This window comes from Sphingobacterium sp. NPDC055346 (genome assembly GCF_053645235.1).
The window spans coordinates 179321-199215 of sequence record NZ_JBSHMI010000004.1 but is presented as its reverse complement, the minus strand read 5'-3'; the positions used below and the strand labels follow the sequence as shown (position 1 = coordinate 199215).

Genomic DNA, 19895 nt, shown 5'->3' with positions numbered 1-19895 from the left:
TGATATAAAAAGGGATATAGTACTCGAAAAAATCACACACACTAAACACACGCTAATAATAGTAACATCTTAGAACAAGTTCATTATGCTTAGAAAAAAAATAGGTATAATGCAGCCATATTTCTTTCCTTATTTAGGATATATCAGTTTGATCAAACATACTGATAGGTTTATTCTCTTGGACACCGTCCAATTCATTAGACGGGGTTGGATAGAAAGAAATCGGATTTTAAAGCAAAAGGAAGGATGGTTGTATATCCAGGTTCCATTGAAAAAAGAAAATGGAAGATCTACCTTAATTAAAGATTGTGTTTTAGATAACACTAAACCTTGGAAAGAGAAAATACTAGCACAATTTCAAATCTATAAGAAAATTGCGCCGAATTACGAGTTAGTGATGGATTTTTTGAGAAAGACATTTTCAAAAGATTTTGATAATATCACTTCATTGAACCGCCATGTCCTTACTGAAATATGTAAGTATTTGGATATGGAGCGTGATATATCAATTTTTTCAGAAATGGGAATTAAAATTGATCAACCTCAAGATTCAGATGAATGGGCATTAAATATCTGTAAAAGATTAGGAGCAAAGCTCACTTACATTAATCCTATTGGAGGTATGAGTTTCTTCGATCGAACAAAATATTTCAATGCTGATATTGATATGTATTTTCATCAAATCAATCTTCAGGAATATAAACAAGGATACAGAGAATTTGAACCAGGATTGTCCATTTTGGATGCGCTGATGTTCAATACAAAAGAAGAAATCCATAATATGTTAGATCAATTTGAATTGATTTAGATCCCCTTTAATTACACCAAACAAACAACAATTTTTAACATAAGTAGTAACTATTTATCAAATAATAGGTTTTTGTTTCATGACGAAAGCCTATTGAGAATTTAACTATGGACGAAAATAAACAAGGAAATGTAGATGTTTCAGTTGTAATGACTACATACGGACATGAAGATTTTATTATAAAAGCAATCAATGGGGTTGTTAGTCAGGAGTTTAATGGTGTTATTGAATTAATCATTTCGAATGATAAATCACCAGATAATACTCACCAGGTGGTCGAGAAATATATAAAAGAGAATCCATGTCCGCCTAATGTTATTATTAGGTATTATAACCATGAAGTTAATAAAGGTTCCATTAAAAACTTTATTTGGACCTTTAAGCAAGCGAAAGGAGAGTTTATCGCAGTTTGTGAAGGTGATGACTATTGGATCGATGTGAAAAAAATCCAGAGGCAAGTTGATTACCTGAATGAAAATCAAGATTGTAACCTTGTATACCATAGAGTTCTACTATATGAGAATGAAGAGGGTCGCTTTATGCATGAAACCTTGAATAAAGAGGAGGAAAGTTGTAAAAAAACTATTGAAGAGATATCGAACGGTAATTTTATCCATACTCCTTCTGTACTCTGTAGGAATAACTTAAAATCTATCGATCTTTTAGAACATTCACTTGTTGGGGATTATGTATTGTGGTTTCTAAATGGTGAAATGGGCAAATATGGCTATTTACCGCAATTTATGGCGGTTTATAGGATGTCTAATATTTCTATTTTTGGGAAGAAATCTATCTATTTCCAATCCATCCATGTATTGAAGGCTGTTTTAAATCTAAAAAACTACACAAAAGTCAATAGTATTAAAAACAATTTTATTCTTCAGAGCCAGAGGATTTCTGAGGATATAGGTATATCGGCTTTGTCTGGGAAAGAGTTTATGGACCTTTTCAAGATCATGGTTAAGATTTCTCCTAGTAATGCTGCCTATTTAATAAAAAGGTTGGCTACCAAAATTTCATTTAAAAGAGCTGCCATAATCGCAATGATCTTTTCAAACCTTGAACTTTATGCCGCTTAATCTCTCAAAATATCCAAAGGTTCTGCGATGCCTTGCTGCTGGATATAGCAGGAGGATTTTCAATCTCCCGCTATTCTCCAATGAGGAAGCGGTAATTGAAATATGCCAATCTCAGGAGGGAAGAGATGATATTCCGAAATTAATATGGATCTATTGGGAAGAAGATGAGTTGCCGCAAATTGTAAAAGGGTCGGTAGAAAAAATAATTAAACTTAATCCCGATTTTGAAGTAAAGGTTCTATCTAGTCATACTATTAAAAATTATCTGCCTGATTTTTATTGCCATGCGGAAGTTCCTGTACCAAATAAGACCGATTTAATAAGATTAGAATTGTTGTTTCGATATGGAGGTGTATGGATGGATGCTACTATCATCTTACAAGAAAGTTTAAACTGGATATACCAGGAACCATTAAGAAACAAATATGATGTCATTGGTTATTATAGATCGGTAAATACCTATGATAACAACTTTCCGGTAATTGAAACTTGGTTTTTAGCCTCTCAGGTTGGCAATAAATTTATAAAAGATTGGCTGGATGTACTTAGTCCATTAAGGGATATGGGGAGTCCCCGGTACTTTAAGATGCTGCAGGAGAGGGAGGATTACGCCATTATCCAAAAGAATATTGAGCCTCCATCATATTTATTGGTTTACCTGGCATGTCAAATTGCTCAAAGAAACACACTTGGATATAATTTATATCTACGTAAAGCAGAGGCAAATGCATTTTTTTTACAAAATCACTATGAATGGAATTCTAATGTAATTTCTTATGCCCTAACTCGTTTGGACGCAAGTCAATCAAACTATAAACTCATTAAGTTGACGTCGGGGGATAGGTCTCTTTTAAGTAGTTTGGAGGAGTTGAGGTTGATTAATAAAAGAAGTTTTATCGGTCAGTTATTGAATTGAAAATCTTAATAAATATTGTTTTTGAATAAATAACAAACATGTTTTATGATTGAAAAGGAATTAGTTAATTTTATTAAAAGTTTTGGAGTTAATTTTCTAAAGAACAGTTTCATTCAAAATGGAACACATCATTTAGAAAGTAATATTTCATTGCTTAAAAAGAATGCTATTTCCTCTGTCAAAATACCTAAGAAAGTATGGATCTATTGGGATTCTTTACAGGTTCCAGATTTGATAAAGGCAATAATTGAAAACAACAAAAGGAAAAACCCTACCTATGAATTTACGGTGTTGAATGAAACCAATCTCTTTGATTTCATTCCAAAAGTTGATTTTCATAAAGACATGTTGGCTGCGCACAAAGCAGATTATATCCGGTTGAAATTACTATCTACAAATGGTGGTATTTGGTTAGATGCGACTACTATTCTGGTAGATAAATTAGATTGGATAGAAGAGATGAGTAATTCAAACCATTATGATTTGATCGGTTATTACCGTGAGAAAAGTACTGTTTGTAAAGAATATCCCATTGTAGAAACTTGGTTTTTAGCAACAGGGCCGAACAATTATTTTATTAACCGTTGGCTGGAAATGTTTTCCCCAATAATAAAATATGGTAGTAAAGGATTTTTTGAAGTATTAAAATCAAGAGCGGATTATAAATTGATATCACAAGACTTGTCAAATCCAGCTTATCTCATGTTAAATATGTGTGAGCAGATTGCTAGCCGAGAATTGAAGGATGTAAATATGTATTTGAAAAAATGTGAGGACAGTGCATTTTTTATCCAGGAGAATTGTGATTGGGATTTTAACAGGATTAATTATGTCCTATGTAGGCAAAAAATGAACATTAATAATTTTCCTGTTTTGAAATTGACATCAAAAGATAGAGAGTTAGTTGAATTTTATTCAAAGGTCAATTTGATAAAAAGAGAAAGTATAATAGGCCAAATTCTAAATAATAAATCGAACGTAGCATCATAATATTCATGTTGAATAAATATAAAAACTACACAAAGAGCCAATATATAAAAGGTGACAGAATGTATTATCCAGCAAGATTTTCTAGGGAAAATATTATTGATTGGATTCTTTGTTCTGAAAGATATCTTTTGAGGTCATTTGTAGTTGCCTTAAGATCTGAAGAATATTATACTTTTTTGCAACCTAATAAATTGTTGAAGTTTTATTATACAAGAAAGAAAAATAAACTAGGATCAAAGCTTGGGTTTTTTATCCCTGCCGGTTGTTTCGGGTTAGGATTGCACTTGGCACATTATGGTTCCATAATTATCAACCCAAAAGCAAGGATAGGGGAAAACTGTACCATTCATGGGAATTGTTGTATTGGTAATACCGGAAGTGATGATAATGGCTTGCCAGTCATTGGAGATTTTGTGGATTTTGGTCAAGGGTGCCAAGTTTTAGGAGATATTAAAATATCGAATCATGTAAAAATTGGAGCAGGGTCAATTGTGTTAAACTCAATCCTTGAGGAAGGTGTTTCTGTTGTTGGAATTCCAGGTAAGGTAATCGTTAAAAAATAATCAAGTATGTTAATTTCATTTGTTCTTCCAGCTTATAAATCGAAATTCCTTAAACAAGCAATCGATAGTATATTAGATCAAACTTATTCAGAAATAGAGTTAATAATTATAGATGATAATTCTCCAGAAAATCTATATGAAATAGTTTCAACTTATCAGGACCCAAGAATTTCTTATTATAAAAACGAAGTAAATATTGGAGGGAAAGATCTTGTAGCTCAATGGAATAAATCAATTGATTATGCTAAAGGAGATTATTTAGTTTTAGCTGCAGATGATGACCTTTATCATCCTGAATTTACCGCAAATTGCATAGAGTTAATTCAGAAATATCCAGAGGTTGATATTTTACGCGCTAGGGTCTCTGTAATAAATGATGCTGGTGACCTATTGGAGATCGATGGAATCTTGGCCGAAAAGTGTAGCCAGATGGAATATGTCTATGACTGGGTAAAAGGCATTCCGTTTGTATGTATTGGAAATTACATGTTTAAGACTAAAGTGATCCAAAAAGAAAGGTTTGACAGTTTGCCTTTTGCCTTTGGAACTGATACTATTAGTACAGTGAAACTGGCTAGAAATGGAATAGCTAATACAAGTCAATTATTATTTGATTTTAGGGTCTCAGATATCCATCTTTCAAGTGATAAAACGAAATATGAACACAAAATAAAGGCAATTACTCATCTTTATACCATGATGCGAGCAATTGATTATCATCAGCCAAAGGATGAAATTGAGAAGCTGTGTTTGCAGAAAATCCAATGGGACACCCTTTATCAAAAATGTGTTTATGATTATTATAATGTAGCTGTTAAGAATTTACCTATAAATAAAGCAAGATGTATAGAGAATTGTGAATTATTAAGTAGAAAGGATAAAATGATTATGTACTTTAGATTTTTTAAGGACAAACTACTACGTTAGTTAAGAGGAAAGTCCTAATAATTTATATTTTTTATGCATGTTTCGGTTCCAATAGTAGTCGCATTTACTGAGAATTATTTTATTCCTGCAGTAACCTGTTTGTCTTCCATTTTAAAAAATTCAAATCCAAAATATCAATTTGAAGTAATCTGTTTATTAACAAAAGACCTTCCTGAGGATCTGCAGGGCTTATTAGCCAAGTTAAATCCACAACGGATGAAATTCACGTTTCTAAACCTTGACGGAGCATTGGAAGGCGTTTATGTAGATGAGCGATATACCATTGCTGCCTCATTTCGATTGTTATTACCCGAACTTCTAAAACAATATGATCGTGTAATTTATACCGATTGCGATGTTATCATTCAAAAGGATCTCGGTGAATTATATGAATCTATGGACTTAAACGGTAACTACCTAGCTGCCGTTTATGAAGCTGCATTGGAATCACAGATACCGTATTTAGAAGAAATTGGCTGTGAGCCCGGTTTCTACTTTAATTCTGGCTTTTTGCTGATGAACTTGGAGTTAATGCGCCAAGACAATATGTCGAAAAAGTTTATTGATGGTCTGAAAGTTCCTTATTTACAATTCCCAGACCAGGATGTACTCAATATTTATTGTAAAGGGAAAGTTTTGGGCCTATCGCCAGTATATAATGGAATTCGTACCTTTTTCCTTCCTCAATTCAAGCCTGATTTTCTGAAAAAATATACGGAGACTGATTGGAATCAAATTCAAAAAACTGGAACAATACATTATACAGGAGGAAAACCATGGAATGAGTTGACCATAAAATTTGAAGTTTGGTGGAAATATTATTTTGACTTACCTCAAGAATATAAAGAAAAATGGAATCCAAATAAGAAACTTCAATCATTAGCGAAGTTACTGCTAATGCCAATATTAGGAAAAGTTAGTTTAGGTTCAATTGCGTTAATTCGAAAAATTAAAAATATTTGATTTCTAATAATTTTTTTTCAATTCTCTAATTTATTGAAAGGTGCTAGGAAGTATAAAGAAATTACCCATAATTAGTCAAATCTGGTCATTCATAAGAAAAACCAAGATTATCAAGAAGCATAAGGAAGTTGCTGGTTTTTGGCATCCTGTAATCGATCAATATTATTCTGGTCAAATTGTTCTTGAAAATTTAAACCCTAAAAAAGAATTTCAAACCGATAGGATTATTTGGCAGTATTGGGGTCAGGGCTGTAGCGATGCTTCTCTTCCTGAGGTTGTGAAACATTGTTTTGAATCAGTAGATCAATATAAAGCCGATTATTTAGTAATTCGAATTGACGACTCAAATTATAAGGATTATGTGGATCTTCCAGAATATGTCATTGAAAAATTAGAAAAGGGTATTTTTAAGAGAACTTTTTTTTCTGATCTACTTCGACTTTCATTACTCAGTCTTTATGGAGGCGTGTGGCTGGATGCTACGATTTTATTGACAGCTCCATTAGATGAAAAATTTAAATCCTTGCCTTACTTTATGTATCAAAGGGATAATAAGGAGCAAAAAAAGAGTTTTTGGGAGAACAGTTATGCCTTTTATTGGGGATGGGACAAAGAATTTAAAGTCAAGGTATTAAACAGCATTATCTATGCTGAGAAAGGCAATGACTTGATAACAGATATGTTGGAGTTGATATTATATTATTGGCGAACGCAAAATGAAATTATAGATTATTTCTTCTTTCAAATTTTATATAATGAACTTGTAGAAGGGGAATTAAAGGACAAGCAGTGTCAAGTGGTCAGTGATGTATATCCTCATATCCTTCAGACTAAATTCAATGGGGTAAAAGGATTAATGGAATATGGAGAGGCTTTGAATTTTACATCAACTCATAAAATGTCCTATTTTGATGCTGATGGTATGAAGAAAATGAATGCATTTTTACAAAACTCGAATAAATTATGAAACACGCATTCCTGATTATAGCTCATAATGAATTTGATATACTATCAATTCTGGTCGATCTTATAGACGATAGTCGAAATGATATCTTCATCCATATTGATAAGAAAGTGAACGATTTACCTGCAATAAAAAGTAAATATTCGAATCTGTTTTTTGTAGATAATTCAAGCAGGATAGATGTTAGGTGGGGAGATATCAGCCAGATTGAAGCAGAATTTGCCCTTTTTGAATTGGCAAATCAAAACGGTCCTTATGCCTATTATCACATGATTTCCGGCGTCCATCTCCCATTGGTCAAACAAGATACCTTTCATGAATATTTCTCATCCATACCCATTTCCCAAGTATTCGTTCCGATGCCCTCGAGTCCTGAAGAACTTGAAAGAAAAGGGAATCGTATGAATTTATTTATGAAGAGCTTTAACTCCAGCTTGATGTCTCAAAGGTTATGGAGGGTAGGAATCAAGGTGCAGGATCTACTTGGGGTATATGTGAATAAAGATCGCACCTTTATTAAGGCTTCAAACTGGGTTAGTATTACTGATGACGCCGTAAAATTCCTTTTGTCTAGAAAGAAAACAATATTAAAAAAATATAAATATACCATGTGCGGAGATGAGCTTTTCGTACCTACTGAACTTGTCTATTCTGGAAAAAATTGGAACATTATGTATTCTGATAGGGTATTGATGCATAAAGTTGGTAATGCAAATTCAACAATTTTTTCTCAAGAAGATCTTGGGTCTTTATTTGAATCTAATTGCTTATTTGCAAGGAAATTTAGCTCATCACATTTTGGAATAGTTGAAAAGATATTGGATAGAATTAAATCCTAATTATGAAACATGCATACCTGATATTAGCTCATAATGAGTTTGAGGTTTTAAACAGACTTATTGAATCACTTGATGATGTGAGAAATGATATCTATATCCACTTCGACGCAAAAGTTAAAGAGTTACCAACCTTAGCGGTAAAATTTTCGAAATTATTTATTCTGGAAAACCGCGTAGATGTTAAATGGGGAGATGTAACTGTAGTGGAAGCTGAACTGAATCTTTTCGAGGCAGCCTCAAAAAACAAGTCCTATCAATATTACCACTTATTATCAGGGGTAGATATGCCAATAAAGTCCCAAGATTTCATTCATCAATTTTTTAACTCCAACCAAGGAAAGGAGTTTATTGGTTTTTATACTGGGGACATAAGTGAAGAAATCGATAGGAAGGTAAGAAGGACCCATTTGTTTTCAAGTTCTTTTAGAACGAATGAAGGAGTTTCCAATCAACTGAAAAGAATTGCAAGAGCAAGTTTAATTCGAGTTCAGGAACTTATTGGTTATAAAAGGAATAAGAGTATTGAATTCAAGAAAGGGACGCAATGGTTAAGCATTTCTGATGGCTTGGTTAAACTAATATTAAAGGATAAAAATAAAATTTTGCGAATATATCAAAACAGTTTTTGCTGTGATGAAATTGTAGTTCAAACGATTTGTTGGAATTCCGTATACAAAAATAAAGTTTATGATTACAAGGATGAGGGAAGAGGCTGTATGCGAGAGATTCGATGGGAAAATAATGTGATCAGAGATTGGGAAGATGCTGATTTTGAGTATTTAATACAATCAGATAAATTGTTTGCACGGAAGTTTAATTCTAAGAGTATCAATGTTGTAGATAAAATTCTACAGCATGTTCAGACAAATAAAGCTTAGTTTTGTGGGGACTTGAAAATGAATAGAAAGCCACTAATTTCGATAATTGTTCCTGTTTATAATGCAGAGAAAACTTTGCATATATGTTTGGATTCTTTATCATCCCAGACTTACAAAAATTTACAGATAATTTTCATCAATGATTGTAGCACGGACAACAGCTTACAGGTGTTGGAAAAATTTAAGGAGCAATCACAATTTGATGTAGAAATCATTATCCATGAAGTGAATAGGGGTGTTGCAGCTGCTAGAAACACCGGTTTGGATGCTGTAAAAGGGGAGTATATTTATTTTGTTGATGCAGATGATGCAATTGACCATGATGCCTTGGAGTTGTCAGCTGAAAAGGCTGAAAAAGAGAATCTCGATATTTTGGGATTTAGTTGGTACCTGACTTTTGAGAAAAATGAAAGAAAGATGAATCAGCCAAATTTTGAATCACCGATGGAGGCAATTGAAAATATGATGAGGGGAACGATGAGGTGGAACCTATGGCTGTTTTTGTTCAAGACAAAATTATTTGTTGATCACAATATTCGGTTCATTGAAGGTAAAAATATGGGGGAGGATCTGATGGTAGCGATTAAATTGTTCTGTAATGCGAAATATGTAGCTTATTTGGATCGTCATTTTTATCACTATGGACAAAGTAATACCGCTTCATTGACAAAAACCTATTCCGATAGTCATATTGAACAAGTGTCAGCAAACGTAGAACACGTTGAAAACTATTTAAAAAACAGTGAATTATCAGATAAGTTAGGTAACTTAATATATTATTTAAAATTAAATATAAAACTACCATTATTAATTTCTGAAAAAATCTCTCAATATGAAAAGTGGCTAAGCTGGTTTCCAGAGGCAAATCCGTATGTGATGGAAAACACAGCCCTTCCTATGAGAACAAGACTTTTACAATTAGCTGCAGTCAAAAAACAATTTTGGCTGATTAAACTTTATAATAGAGTTGTTTTGAGAATGGTTTATGGAGTATTGTATAAATAATCATTGTACTATATGATTCGATTGTTGCTTTATATTATTCTAGGAGCTTCGGTGAGTTTTTATCTCTTCCCGATCTCTTTCACTTTTCTACCTAGCCTAAACACCAAAATGATCCTAGCATTGCTAGGTGTTATGTTTGCTGGGATGAATTGGTTAATGGAAAAAGAAATTAAAATTTCAAAAGGGTTTTTAGTTTCAGTCATATTAGCTTTGTTGTTTTCATTCATCTGCTTCTATTCTACCGACATAAATAAAACTACCGATTACGCCTATGCTTCTTATATACTAAGTTTTGCTGTTTGGTACTTTGGCGCTTATGCTATCTGTACTATGATTAAATCTGTCCATGGGAAAGTAGATTTTAAGTTAATAACTTTTTATGCCACAGCGGTTTGTGTCTTTCAATGTATAGCAGCACTTATGATTGATAATATCCCAAGTGTCAAGCTTTTCGTAGATAGTTATGTGTCTCAAGGCCAGGAATTCTTTGAAGAGGTCGGAAGACTTTATGGGATTGGTGCAGCATTAGACCCCGCTGGTGTTAGGTTTACCATCGTTTTATTAATGATTACTGCAACCCTAAATAATGATGAAAAAGTTAGGAACAATACTTGGTCAATTAGTTTATTGTTAATCGCCTTTTTCTTTATTGCAATTATTGGAAATGCCATTTCTAGAACGACCATTTTAGGATTGGGGGCATCCTTAGGCTATTTAGTATTTGGTTCATCCGTTTTTAGACAAGCTGTAAAGAAGTATTCTGGAAAATTAAGTCTTTTGTTCGGACTATTTCTGGTTGTTGCCATTGGAGTATCCATTTACCTATATAATACCAACGCAGAGTTTTATGATCAAATGCGTTTTGCCTTTGAGGGTTTCTTCAATTACGTTGAAAAAGGTGAATGGAGAACAGACTCAACAGATAAGTTGAATAGGGAAATGTGGGTATGGCCAGAGGATCAGAAAACTTGGTTAATCGGTACTGGATTGTTTGACAACTTCGTATTCAGTACGGATATTGGCTATTGTCGTTTTATTCTTTACTCTGGCTTAATTGGTTTTTCTGTATTCGCCCTTTTGTTTGTGGTAAATGCATTGGTTTTTATGAAAAGACACCCTGATTATTGGATGTTTTTCTTGATTTTATTGGTTTTAACCTTCGTTATCTGGTTTAAGGTTGCAACTGATATCTTTTTTATATACGCAGTTTTTTATTGTATCGATTCGTTAAAGGTTACAGAAGATATAGCTGAAAAAGAAGAAGTTTATGAAGATAGTTTATTGCATCCTAGGTACATTTAACTCAGGAGGTATGGAGCGAGTATTGGCTAATAAAACCAATTATCTTGCTAAACTTGGACACGATATCAGCATCATTACTACTGATCAGAAAAATCGAAAACCTTATTTTGATTTGGATGAATCAATAAAGCAAATAGATTTAGGCATAAATTATACAGAAAATAATAGTTCTGGTCTTCTTAAAAAGCTTTTTGATTACCCCAAAAAACAGGCATTGCATAAAAAATTGCTAACAGAACAACTGTTAGCAATTCAACCTGAAATCTGTGTTTCCCTGTTCGATCATGAAGTAGACCTATTGCCTGAGATAAAAGATGGAAGTAAGAAGATTGTTGAAATACATTTTTCAAGATTTAAAAGATTGCAATATGGTCGGAAAGGAATTTGGAAGATTATTGATAGCTATAGAAGTAAAAAAGACCTAAAGACCGTTCAGAAATATGATAAGTTCGTCGTCCTTACAGAAGAAGATAAATCCTATTGGGGCGATCTTCCAAATATCATTGTAATCCCAAATGCCAATAGCTTTCCAGTTTCGCAACGTAGTAATTTAACTTCGAAACATGTTATTGCTGTCGGACGCTATGATTATCAAAAAAGATTTGAGGATCTAGTGGATGTTTGGAAAATAGTTCATCAACAAGAGCCAGATTGGAAGCTGAATATCTTTGGAAAAGGACCAGAAAAGGAAAACTTACAGAATCAAATCAATAAGCTGGGACTCGAAAAGTCTTTAATTCTTCAAGAACCAGTAAGAAATATAGACCAACAATACTTGGATAGCTCAATGATTGCCATGACTTCAAGGTATGAAGGTTTACCAATGGCCTTGCTAGAGGGGCAGGCGTCCGGATTGCCAATGATATCATATGCATGCAAATGTGGGCCACGTGACATTATCCAGGATGGTAAAAACGGATACTTGTTAGAAGAAGAGGATAAAGCAGGTATGGCAAATAAAATATTAGAGTTGATACGTGATCCAGAATTAAGAGATACGATGGGACAGCATGCATTTGAAATGTCTGGAGATTTTTCAGAAGCAGCAGTTATGAAAAAATGGATTCAATTGTTTAATGATGCCTTGAATAGACGCTAATGAAAACTATTGTAATATCTGCCGTAAATTTAGTTGAAGCCGGTACTTTGGCTATCCTTCAGGATTGCTTGAAGTTTTTGTCAGACTATGCTGTGAAGAATGGTTACCGTGTTGTAGCTATTGTTTATAAAAGAGAATTAACTGATTTTCCCAACATTGAATATATAGAGACACAATGGCCAAAGAAAAGATGGGTTAATAGGCTTTGGTATGAATATGTCTCTTTAAAAAAGATTTCCAAAGAAATAGGTCCGGTTGAATTATGGTTTGCTTTACATGATACGAGCCCTTCCGTAATTGCTAATAGGAGAGCGGTATACTGTCATAATTCATTTTCCTTCTACAAATGGAAAATGCACGATTTGTTTTTTGCCCCTAAAATTGCCATGTTCGCAATCTTCACCAAACTTATCTATAAGACCAATATCCATAAAAATGAGTATTTAGTTGTTCAGCAAGAATGGTTTAGGAGAGGGCTAAGCAAAATGTTTCATATTGATCCTAAAAAAATTATTGTCACTAGACCGAAAATTGTTGACAATGCAGTGGAGGTCATTGATCAAGAGCGAAATTCCAATTATAACTTTTTATTTGCAGGTTCTCCAAATAGTCATAAGAATTTTGAAGTTATCTGTGAAGCAGCGAGAATATTAAAGTCAGATTATGGTTTAAATAATTTTAAGGCTACTATCACTGTAAAAGGTAATGAGAATAAATATGCCAATTGGCTGAAAAATAAATGGGGAAGTGTAAATAATATTGAGTTTTTAGGTTTTATTCCAAAAGCGAAATTGCTTGAACTCTATGGAATGACCGACTGTCTTATCTTTCCTTCAAAAGTTGAATCTTGGGGCCTGCCAATTTCAGAATTTAAGAAATATGATAGACCTATGCTTTTGGCTGATTTACCTTATGCACATGAAACCGCAGAAGGAAGTAAATTGACTGCCTTTTTTAATCCGGATAACCCAAAGGAATTGGCTGATTTAATGGCTCAATTAATAAAAGGAGATTATTCTTCACTAAAACCAAAACCGGTTGTTCCACTTGATGAACCAAAAGCTGACAATTGGGAAGAATTATTTAATATTTTACTAAAATAACCGACGTACAGTTTATCATATGAAAGTTCTACAATTAGGTAAGTTTTATCCGATCCGAGGCGGTGTTGAAAAGGTTGAATACGATTTGATGCTTGGTTTATCAAATCAAGGTGTTCATTGCGATATGCTTTGTGCTTCCACAGAAGATCATCCAGAGGCTACAATACATCTAAATAAGTTTGCAACACTATTTGTCGTTCCGACTCAAATAAATGCTGCAGCGACCAAATTAGCCCCTAAAATGATCAGCAAACTCCGCAAGATATGTAGGAACTATGATGTCATTCATGTACATCACCCTGATCCCATGGCTACTTTGGCTTTGTTCTTATCGAATTATAAAGGCAAGGTTGTTCTCCATTGGCATAGTGATATCCTAAAGCAGAAGACTTTATTGAGGCTGTACAAGCCACTTCAGGATTGGTTGATCAGGAGAGCTGATATTATTGTAGGAACCACCCCAATTTACGTTGAGCAGTCCAAGTTTCTAAAGCAGGTTCAATCAAAAGTGGATTTTATTCCCATTGGTGTGGATGTTGATCCTGAAATATCTCCATTGCTTGAAAATATTAAAAAGGAATATCCGAATAAGAAGATAATTTTTTCATTGGGTCGGCTGGTTGAATACAAAGGCTATGAGTACCTAATAAAATCTGCCAAATACCTGGACGATAGTTATCAAATTGTAATCGGTGGCAAAGGACCCCTGAAGGAAGAATTAGATGCTTTGATCACTGAAAATGGATTAGGATCCAAGGTGAAATTACTAGGATTTATGACTGATGAAGAAGTGGTTGGATATTATCAAGCCTGTGATTTGTTTTGTTTAAGCTCCATATTAAAGACTGAAGCATTTGCTATTGTTCAAATCGAGGCAATGGGATATGGCAAACCTATTGTTTCAACCAGAATCCCTGAATCTGGCGTAAGCTGGGTAAATCAAAATGGTGTTTCGGGATTGACCGTAGAAATAGAAGATGAACGTTCTTTAGCGGATTCATTCACTACAATCCTGACCAACGAAGATGTCTACAAAAATCTATCGGATGGAGCGAGAAAACGCTATTTTGAGCATTTTACGCGACAAAAAATGGTAGATAAATGTTTACAAATATATAATAAGATTTTAGCCTAATATTGCCAATACCTAATTTAGCGCAAAATCGTAGAAGATGATTTTTATTGACGTTCAACAAATTTTCTTGCGATTCTTTCGTTGTTCTTATTCTTTCTTGCTAAATTATCATTATTTAACCTAAAAAAATATTGATTAATGGACGAAAACATGAATGCAAAGAGCCATAAGGTTCCTAATCAATTATTTTTCAATTTAATCCAAGAAGATCTTAACCTTGGAAAAACCGTGAAATTTAATGTTTCAGGAAACAGTATGTTGCCCTTTTTAAGGCATGCAGATCAAGTTACAATCAAACAACCCATTAATAATAATGTTAATATAGGTGACATTCTTTTAGCCAAACATGAAGGAAAAATTGTTTTACATCGATTCGTTGGAATTAAAGATGGTAAACTAGTCCTTGCAGGCGATGGAAATCTCTATCAAAAGGAATTTATCCTTAAAGATGATGTGTTAGCAATCGTAATGAACGGCTTTAGAGATCGTAAAGAGCTTAATGTTAATTCTTGGTATAAAAAGAAGTTAGGGATGTTGTGGTACTATTTAAGGCCATTTAGATACCTCATAAGTAAATTTAATAGTTGAAAAATGAAATTGAGAACTGATTTGCAGCTTCGGAAGTTAGGAAATGACTATATCATCATTGACCCAGGTCAGGAAATGATTGATATGTCCAAAGTTTTTACACTAAACGAGACTGCTGCATTTTTATGGGAAGAGTTACAAGGTAAAGAATTTACCGAAGAAACTGTTTCCGATATTTTGTTGGAAAATTATGAAGTGAATGAGGATGTGGCGGTAAAAGATGCCAAAAAGCTTATCCAGACCTTTATAAAAGGAGGTTTAATCAGAGATTAAAGTAATGCTAAATAACAGGATTATTAATATATTTTTTTTATTACTTAAATCTGGATTGTGGAAAAATGCTAATTTAGATACAGAGTTTTTTCCTTTAACTAACCGAGAATGGGAAGAAATCTATAAAATTAGTATAAATCAAACCGTAGAATGTATCGTATTTGACGGTATTCAAAAATTAGAGCCAAAATACCAACCTAGTAAAATTTTGTTGTTGAACTGGGCGGTGAGAGTTGAAAAGCATGCGCAAAGGAATGAAAGAATGAATGAGATCATCATCAAATTACATTCTCTGTTCCAGGAACATCAAGTAAACAGCATTTTGTTGAAAGGTCAAGGCCTTGCAAAATGCTATGACAATCCTGCAAGAAGGGTATGTGGTGATATAGATCTATTTTTTGAAGACAAAAACACTTATACGAAAGCATTTAATATTATTAACGAAAAAGGGTTAGAGATCAATTCTATGCCCGGATTTAGTTCCGAGTACAATTTTGAAGGATTTGAAGTCGAACATCATCGCAATATGTTTGATATCCATAATCCATTTGTTCAAAATAAACTGGAGAAAATCCGACTGGAGGAGGTCAATAACTTCACAACTTTAAATATTGAAAACACTAAAATACAATTACCGTCTGCATTAGAAACAATTATCCAAGCTAATTCCCATATCCTAAAGCATTTGCTTTCCTATGGTATCGGAATACGTCAATTATGTGACTCTGCAAGGATTTATGCACATTATAATCAAGAGTTGAGGACAAGTAATTTAAAAGAAATTTATTCCTCATTGGGGATAAAGAATTGGATAGATATGTTGCACCTCTTGTTAGTTAAATATTTGGGTTTAGAAGAATCTAATCTGCCTTATAAACTGACAGCAAATTTAGACGCGGATTGGATGATGGAAGATATTTTGGTGTCAGGGAATTTTGGGTTTCATAATGCAAATTTTGTAGATAAAGAAATCAATTTGAATGGCGGACGAGCGAATAAGAAAAGTAGGATATGGAAAAGCTTTTTGAAATATGTTAAGGTAACACCTTCAGAAGCAATCTGGTTTCCAATTATGCAATTTTATTCAAGGTTCAAAATATAAGGTATTGTTAGCAGGAATTACATATCAGCTAAAATGGGCTTGGGAACAAGCAAAAGGTCATAAAAATGAACTGATAGTTTTTTTCATCCTTGAGTTAATTGGAATTGCCTGCTCGTTATATTTTGTCGTATGGTCGAAACATGCAATTGATTTTGCAATAAGCGGTGATAAAGCTTCCGTTGATAAAGCGCTAATATTAACCGTATTATTTATCGTTCTTGGACTTATTGTTAAAGCTTGGGGATCTTGGATCAATGAAAGGACAAGAGCAAAAATGCTCATTGAAGTTCAAAATAAACTGATCAAGATCCAGATGTTGTCAAGATGGAAAGTAATTAAGAATTGGCACACTGGAGACATGCAGATAAGAATAAATAATGACGCCAATGAAATCGTGCAGATGATTGGTTTCTCATTTATTTCCTTTCTGATTACAGTGATCAAATTACTTGCTTCGTTTGCATTGCTTTGGTCCATGGACCCAATGCTTGCATTATTGATCTTGGCAATTTCACCATTGTTCATTTTTACCAAAATTTATTTCAAGAAACTAAGATTTATCAATAGATCTTTGAAAAAAGCAGAATCAAATTTAGGAAAAGTGGTACAAGAAAACCTGAGATTCAGAATGGTTCTCAGAGCTCTGGGACTTCAGAATTTCAGATGGCAGAAAGTTGAAGAGAGCCAAGCTAACATATATGATTTAAAACTGAAATTGTTGAATTTTTCAACAATTTCACAGAGTTCTTTGAAGTTACTTATCAATATCGGTTTCCTACTGACTTTTGTCTGGGGAGTTTATAAATTGAGAACTGATGAAATTACATTTGGAATGATGACCGCTTTCCTTCAATTAGTTGGAAGGATCCAAGGGCCATTATTGCTCCTTATGAGTTTTATTCCAGTTTTTATAAAATTTAGAACAGCAGCTGAAAGGGTGGAAGAGGTTTATAAAACAGAAGTTGAAGAAGAATATACCCCTGAATTTATTAAAGACCCATATGAATTGATCATCAAAAACTTAAGCTTTAAATATGAAGATAATTTGGTGATCGATGATTTTAACCTGAAAGTGAAAAAAGGCGAGCCAACAGCCATCATTGGTTCAAGTGGCAAAGGAAAAACAACGCTGATTAGGTTGTTGTTAGCTGTAATCCAACCTAACAAAGGTGAAATTTATGTGGAAACAGGACTAAAAACGTATGCTATTAATCATAATCACCGTGTAAATATAGCTTATGTACCCCAAGGAGATAAACTGTTTTCGGGTACCATTAAGGAAAATATCCTGACTGATACTGAAAATGTTAATCCTGAAAAGATATATGAAGTCTTGTTCCTGAGTTGTTCCGAGTTTGTCTATGACCTTCCTGATGGTTTGGATACGGTAGTTGGAGAATCCGGGTATGGTCTTTCCGAAGGGCAAGCTCAGCGTATTGCACTGGCAAGAGCATTAATGAAGGAAAACAGCATTTGGTTATTTGATGAAGTAACATCGGCTTTAGATCATAAAACATCAGAACTATTAATAGAGAGATTGATGAGTGCAGCGAAGAACAAGATTGTAATTTTTGTAACACACGACTTAAAATTGGCCGAAAAATGTAGTCAATCGGTTTATATGCAGTAATAAAAATTTTTTGAAGGAAATAATGAAAACAGTGGACTATTTAGTTGCTGAGAATTTGATTAGGATCGTATATGATGATTCAATTGATATTCAAAGTAGTTTATCTTCATTTATTGATTTTGAGGTTCCATTTGATCAAAATGCAGAGGCCATTGTACACGTTGAAATTGTTTTGGAACCCACTGACATTGACCTCACAAATGCCAAACTTCTAAGTGATGTTTCCATTATCTGGGGCGATAGGTTCAAATTTGAAGAAACAGAACAAAAGTATGTCACCTCGGTGGAAAATGGAAATGCTAAAGACACTGAAATTTGGAGAATGATAAGTGATAAAGACTTCCGATTCTCGAAAATTCACATAAAAAAACAAGAGTTGTATGACTCAAATATTTTAAGCTGGCTCATTATGGTTGCATTTGGTCAGCGAGTTCTTTCAAATAATACAGCATTGATACATTCCTCTGTAGTCGAGAATGGAGAATATGCTGTTTCCTTCTTAGGAAAAAGCGGAACTGGGAAAAGTACACACAGTAGGTTATGGATAAGTACCAATGATGGTTTTCAACTATTGAATGATGATAACCCAGCAGTAAGAATCGTGGGTGATGAAGTATTTATCTATGGAACTCCTTGGAGTGGAAAAACAGCTTGTTACATTAATAAAAAGCGAAAATTAATGTCAATTATTAGACTGACACAAGCAAAAGAAAACCAAATGGAATGGAAAAGCAAAGGTGTTGAATCCCTATTGGCTCTGTTGCCAAGCTTTACCGCAATCAGATGGAATGCCAATATTTTTTCTTCCATGGTTACCATCCTTGAAAACATTATCCAACGAACTAATGTTGGACAATTAAATTGTCTCCCAAACCAGGAGGCAGCTATACTATGCTTAAATGAAATTAAAAAAGTAAATAAACTTGAAAATGAATAGATTAATTATCAGCCTGTTTGCATTGACTTTGTTTGGACTTAGTTCATGCGTTGTTTCTAAAAAGGTAACTTACCTTGAAAATATGGTTCCAGGTTCTGAATATCCTATGCAGGAGATTCCAACCTTAAAGATTCAGAAGTATGATAGATTGAGCATTATTATCAGTTCAAAGACTCCTGAATTGGCAGCACCATTCAACCCTGATGGTGGAATTTATAATGTAGGTGATAAAGGTGAAATTACAACCTCAGCTACAGGAGTTCCAACTGAAAAAGGATATTTAGTGGATAAAAACGGAAATATCGACTTTCCAGTTCTTGGTGTCATCAAAGCAGAAGGTAAAACTGCCGAGGAACTTAAGAGTTTTATTACGGACAGGTTGGTTAAAGAAAATTTAATCAATTCTCCTTTAGTTAGAGTAGAACTACTGAACATTAAAATCATGATGATGGGTGAAGTTGGTGCTGTAGGTATCCTGAATGTTCCTGATGGTCAGATTTCTATTCTAGAAGCAATTACTCGTAGCGGTGGTCTAACCACAAATGCTTTAACCGAAGCCATTACGGTCATCAGAGAAGAAAACGGTTACAGAAAAATGTATACAAGTAATATTGAAGATGTTAATCTATTCGACTCTCCAGTTTATTATTTGAAACAAAATGATATCGTCTATGTAAAACCTAGATCTGCCGTTCCTACTCCTAGAGAAGACTTAACATGGAGATACATTGGTTTTGCTACCGGTATGTTGACCCTTGGTGTGAGCCTTATAGCATTATTTAATAGAAACTAAC

At 33.7% G+C, this 19895-nt stretch carries 21 protein-coding genes; all 21 read left to right on the top strand.

Features of this window, described 5'->3' with window-relative positions:
- The first annotated feature begins 85 nt into the window (after window positions 1–85).
- The 21 genes from ACWICE_RS09870 (at window position 86) to ACWICE_RS09770 (ending at window position 19894) form a co-directional block, all read left to right on the top strand.
- Entirely contained in the window at window positions 86–808 is a 723-nt protein-coding gene (locus ACWICE_RS09870; RefSeq protein ID WP_214649487.1) for a WbqC family protein, read from the top strand.
- Between the two features lie 107 nt (window positions 809–915).
- Entirely contained in the window at window positions 916–1887 is a 972-nt protein-coding gene (locus ACWICE_RS09865; RefSeq protein WP_454298249.1) for a glycosyltransferase family 2 protein, read from the top strand.
- Window positions 1877–2803 (top strand): glycosyltransferase family 32 protein, encoded by a 927-nt coding sequence (locus ACWICE_RS09860; protein ID WP_454298248.1) that lies wholly within the window; start codon window positions 1877–1879, stop codon window positions 2801–2803. Before ACWICE_RS09865 ends, ACWICE_RS09860 begins: the two co-directional genes overlap by 11 nt.
- A 45-nt stretch (window positions 2804–2848) precedes the next feature.
- Entirely contained in the window at window positions 2849–3793 is a 945-nt protein-coding gene (locus ACWICE_RS09855; RefSeq protein ID WP_313259574.1) for a glycosyltransferase family 32 protein, read from the top strand.
- 59 nt (window positions 3794–3852) lie between these two features.
- A complete protein-coding gene (locus ACWICE_RS09850; RefSeq protein ID WP_214648418.1) occupies window positions 3853–4356 on the top strand; it encodes a serine O-acetyltransferase in 504 nt (167 codons plus the stop codon).
- A 6-nt stretch (window positions 4357–4362) separates the two neighbouring features.
- On the top strand, window positions 4363–5283 hold the full coding sequence (locus ACWICE_RS09845) for a glycosyltransferase family 2 protein (protein ID WP_454298247.1): 921 nt from the start codon (window positions 4363–4365) through the stop codon (window positions 5281–5283).
- 33 nt (window positions 5284–5316) lie between these two features.
- Window positions 5317–6246, top strand: coding sequence for a glycosyltransferase family 8 protein (locus ACWICE_RS09840; protein WP_454298246.1), 930 nt, complete (start codon window positions 5317–5319; stop codon window positions 6244–6246).
- Between the two features lie 40 nt (window positions 6247–6286).
- Window positions 6287–7213: a capsular polysaccharide synthesis protein gene (locus ACWICE_RS09835; RefSeq protein WP_454292352.1), complete on the top strand. Its 927-nt coding sequence runs from the start codon at window positions 6287–6289 to the stop codon at window positions 7211–7213.
- Window positions 7210–8049, top strand: a complete 840-nt coding sequence (locus ACWICE_RS09830; protein ID WP_313259569.1) for a beta-1,6-N-acetylglucosaminyltransferase — start codon at window positions 7210–7212, stop codon at window positions 8047–8049. Before ACWICE_RS09835 ends, ACWICE_RS09830 begins: the two co-directional genes overlap by 4 nt.
- A gap of 2 nt (window positions 8050–8051) precedes the next feature.
- On the top strand, window positions 8052–8927 hold the full coding sequence (locus ACWICE_RS09825; protein WP_313259568.1) for a beta-1,6-N-acetylglucosaminyltransferase: 876 nt from the start codon (window positions 8052–8054) through the stop codon (window positions 8925–8927).
- Window positions 8928–8945: 18 nt separating this feature from the next.
- Window positions 8946–9932 (top strand): glycosyltransferase family 2 protein, encoded by a 987-nt coding sequence (locus ACWICE_RS09820; protein ID WP_454298245.1) that lies wholly within the window; start codon window positions 8946–8948, stop codon window positions 9930–9932.
- Window positions 9933–9944: 12 nt separating this feature from the next.
- On the top strand, window positions 9945–11234 hold the full coding sequence (locus tag ACWICE_RS09815; RefSeq protein ID WP_185212406.1) for a hypothetical protein: 1290 nt from the start codon (window positions 9945–9947) through the stop codon (window positions 11232–11234).
- 10 nt (window positions 11235–11244) lie between these two features.
- Entirely contained in the window at window positions 11245–12333 is a 1089-nt protein-coding gene (locus tag ACWICE_RS09810; RefSeq protein WP_454298244.1) for a glycosyltransferase family 4 protein, read from the top strand.
- A complete protein-coding gene (locus ACWICE_RS09805) occupies window positions 12333–13436 on the top strand; it encodes a glycosyltransferase family 4 protein (RefSeq protein WP_454298243.1) in 1104 nt (367 codons plus the stop codon). Before ACWICE_RS09810 ends, ACWICE_RS09805 begins: the two co-directional genes overlap by 1 nt.
- 19 nt (window positions 13437–13455) lie before the next feature.
- Complete coding sequence (locus ACWICE_RS09800) at window positions 13456–14571, top strand: glycosyltransferase (RefSeq protein WP_454298242.1); 1116 nt, start codon at window positions 13456–13458, stop codon at window positions 14569–14571.
- A gap of 138 nt (window positions 14572–14709) precedes the next feature.
- Window positions 14710–15159, top strand: coding sequence for a S24 family peptidase (locus ACWICE_RS09795; RefSeq protein WP_254527393.1), 450 nt, complete (start codon window positions 14710–14712; stop codon window positions 15157–15159).
- Between the two features lie 3 nt (window positions 15160–15162).
- A complete protein-coding gene (locus ACWICE_RS09790; RefSeq protein WP_185212398.1) occupies window positions 15163–15432 on the top strand; it encodes a PqqD family protein in 270 nt (89 codons plus the stop codon).
- A 4-nt stretch (window positions 15433–15436) separates the two neighbouring features.
- The gene (locus ACWICE_RS09785; protein WP_254534385.1) at window positions 15437–16534 is read left to right on the top strand and encodes a nucleotidyltransferase domain-containing protein; all 1098 of its coding nucleotides are present in this window, start codon (window positions 15437–15439) and stop codon (window positions 16532–16534) included.
- Between the two features lie 4 nt (window positions 16535–16538).
- On the top strand, window positions 16539–18164 hold the full coding sequence (locus ACWICE_RS09780) for an ABC transporter ATP-binding protein (protein WP_454298241.1): 1626 nt from the start codon (window positions 16539–16541) through the stop codon (window positions 18162–18164).
- Window positions 18165–18186: 22 nt separating this feature from the next.
- On the top strand, window positions 18187–19101 hold the full coding sequence (locus ACWICE_RS09775; protein WP_185216604.1) for a hypothetical protein: 915 nt from the start codon (window positions 18187–18189) through the stop codon (window positions 19099–19101).
- Entirely contained in the window at window positions 19094–19894 is an 801-nt protein-coding gene (locus ACWICE_RS09770) for a polysaccharide biosynthesis/export family protein (protein WP_185212390.1), read from the top strand. The genes ACWICE_RS09775 and ACWICE_RS09770 overlap by 8 nt, the downstream gene beginning before the upstream one ends.
- Window position 19895 lies beyond the last annotated feature (1 nt).

Excerpts from the sequence above, each read along its gene's own strand:
- ACWICE_RS09790 (WP_185212398.1), top strand. The coding sequence starts at position 15,163 with ATGAAATTGAGAACTGATTTGCAGCTTCGGAAGTTAGGAAATGACTAT.
- ACWICE_RS09845 (WP_454298247.1), top strand. The coding sequence starts at position 4,363 with ATGTTAATTTCATTTGTTCTTCCAGCTTATAAATCGAAATTCCTTAAA.
- ACWICE_RS09785 (WP_254534385.1), top strand. The coding sequence starts at position 15,437 with ATGCTAAATAACAGGATTATTAATATATTTTTTTTATTACTTAAATCT.
- ACWICE_RS09865 (WP_454298249.1), top strand. The coding sequence starts at position 916 with ATGGACGAAAATAAACAAGGAAATGTAGATGTTTCAGTTGTAATGACT.
- ACWICE_RS09815 (WP_185212406.1), top strand. The coding sequence starts at position 9,945 with ATGATTCGATTGTTGCTTTATATTATTCTAGGAGCTTCGGTGAGTTTT.
- ACWICE_RS09855 (WP_313259574.1), top strand. The coding sequence starts at position 2,849 with ATGATTGAAAAGGAATTAGTTAATTTTATTAAAAGTTTTGGAGTTAAT.
- ACWICE_RS09810 (WP_454298244.1), top strand. The coding sequence starts at position 11,245 with ATGGAGCGAGTATTGGCTAATAAAACCAATTATCTTGCTAAACTTGGA.
- ACWICE_RS09870 (WP_214649487.1), top strand. The coding sequence starts at position 86 with ATGCTTAGAAAAAAAATAGGTATAATGCAGCCATATTTCTTTCCTTAT.
- ACWICE_RS09770 (WP_185212390.1), top strand. The coding sequence starts at position 19,094 with ATGAATAGATTAATTATCAGCCTGTTTGCATTGACTTTGTTTGGACTT.
- ACWICE_RS09805 (WP_454298243.1), top strand. The coding sequence starts at position 12,333 with ATGAAAACTATTGTAATATCTGCCGTAAATTTAGTTGAAGCCGGTACT.
- ACWICE_RS09820 (WP_454298245.1), top strand. The coding sequence starts at position 8,946 with ATGAATAGAAAGCCACTAATTTCGATAATTGTTCCTGTTTATAATGCA.
- ACWICE_RS09850 (WP_214648418.1), top strand. The coding sequence starts at position 3,853 with ATGTATTATCCAGCAAGATTTTCTAGGGAAAATATTATTGATTGGATT.
- ACWICE_RS09775 (WP_185216604.1), top strand. The coding sequence starts at position 18,187 with ATGAAAACAGTGGACTATTTAGTTGCTGAGAATTTGATTAGGATCGTA.
- ACWICE_RS09860 (WP_454298248.1), top strand. The coding sequence starts at position 1,877 with ATGCCGCTTAATCTCTCAAAATATCCAAAGGTTCTGCGATGCCTTGCT.
- ACWICE_RS09840 (WP_454298246.1), top strand. The coding sequence starts at position 5,317 with ATGCATGTTTCGGTTCCAATAGTAGTCGCATTTACTGAGAATTATTTT.
- ACWICE_RS09800 (WP_454298242.1), top strand. The coding sequence starts at position 13,456 with ATGAAAGTTCTACAATTAGGTAAGTTTTATCCGATCCGAGGCGGTGTT.
- ACWICE_RS09825 (WP_313259568.1), top strand. The coding sequence starts at position 8,052 with ATGAAACATGCATACCTGATATTAGCTCATAATGAGTTTGAGGTTTTA.
- ACWICE_RS09795 (WP_254527393.1), top strand. The coding sequence starts at position 14,710 with ATGGACGAAAACATGAATGCAAAGAGCCATAAGGTTCCTAATCAATTA.
- ACWICE_RS09830 (WP_313259569.1), top strand. The coding sequence starts at position 7,210 with ATGAAACACGCATTCCTGATTATAGCTCATAATGAATTTGATATACTA.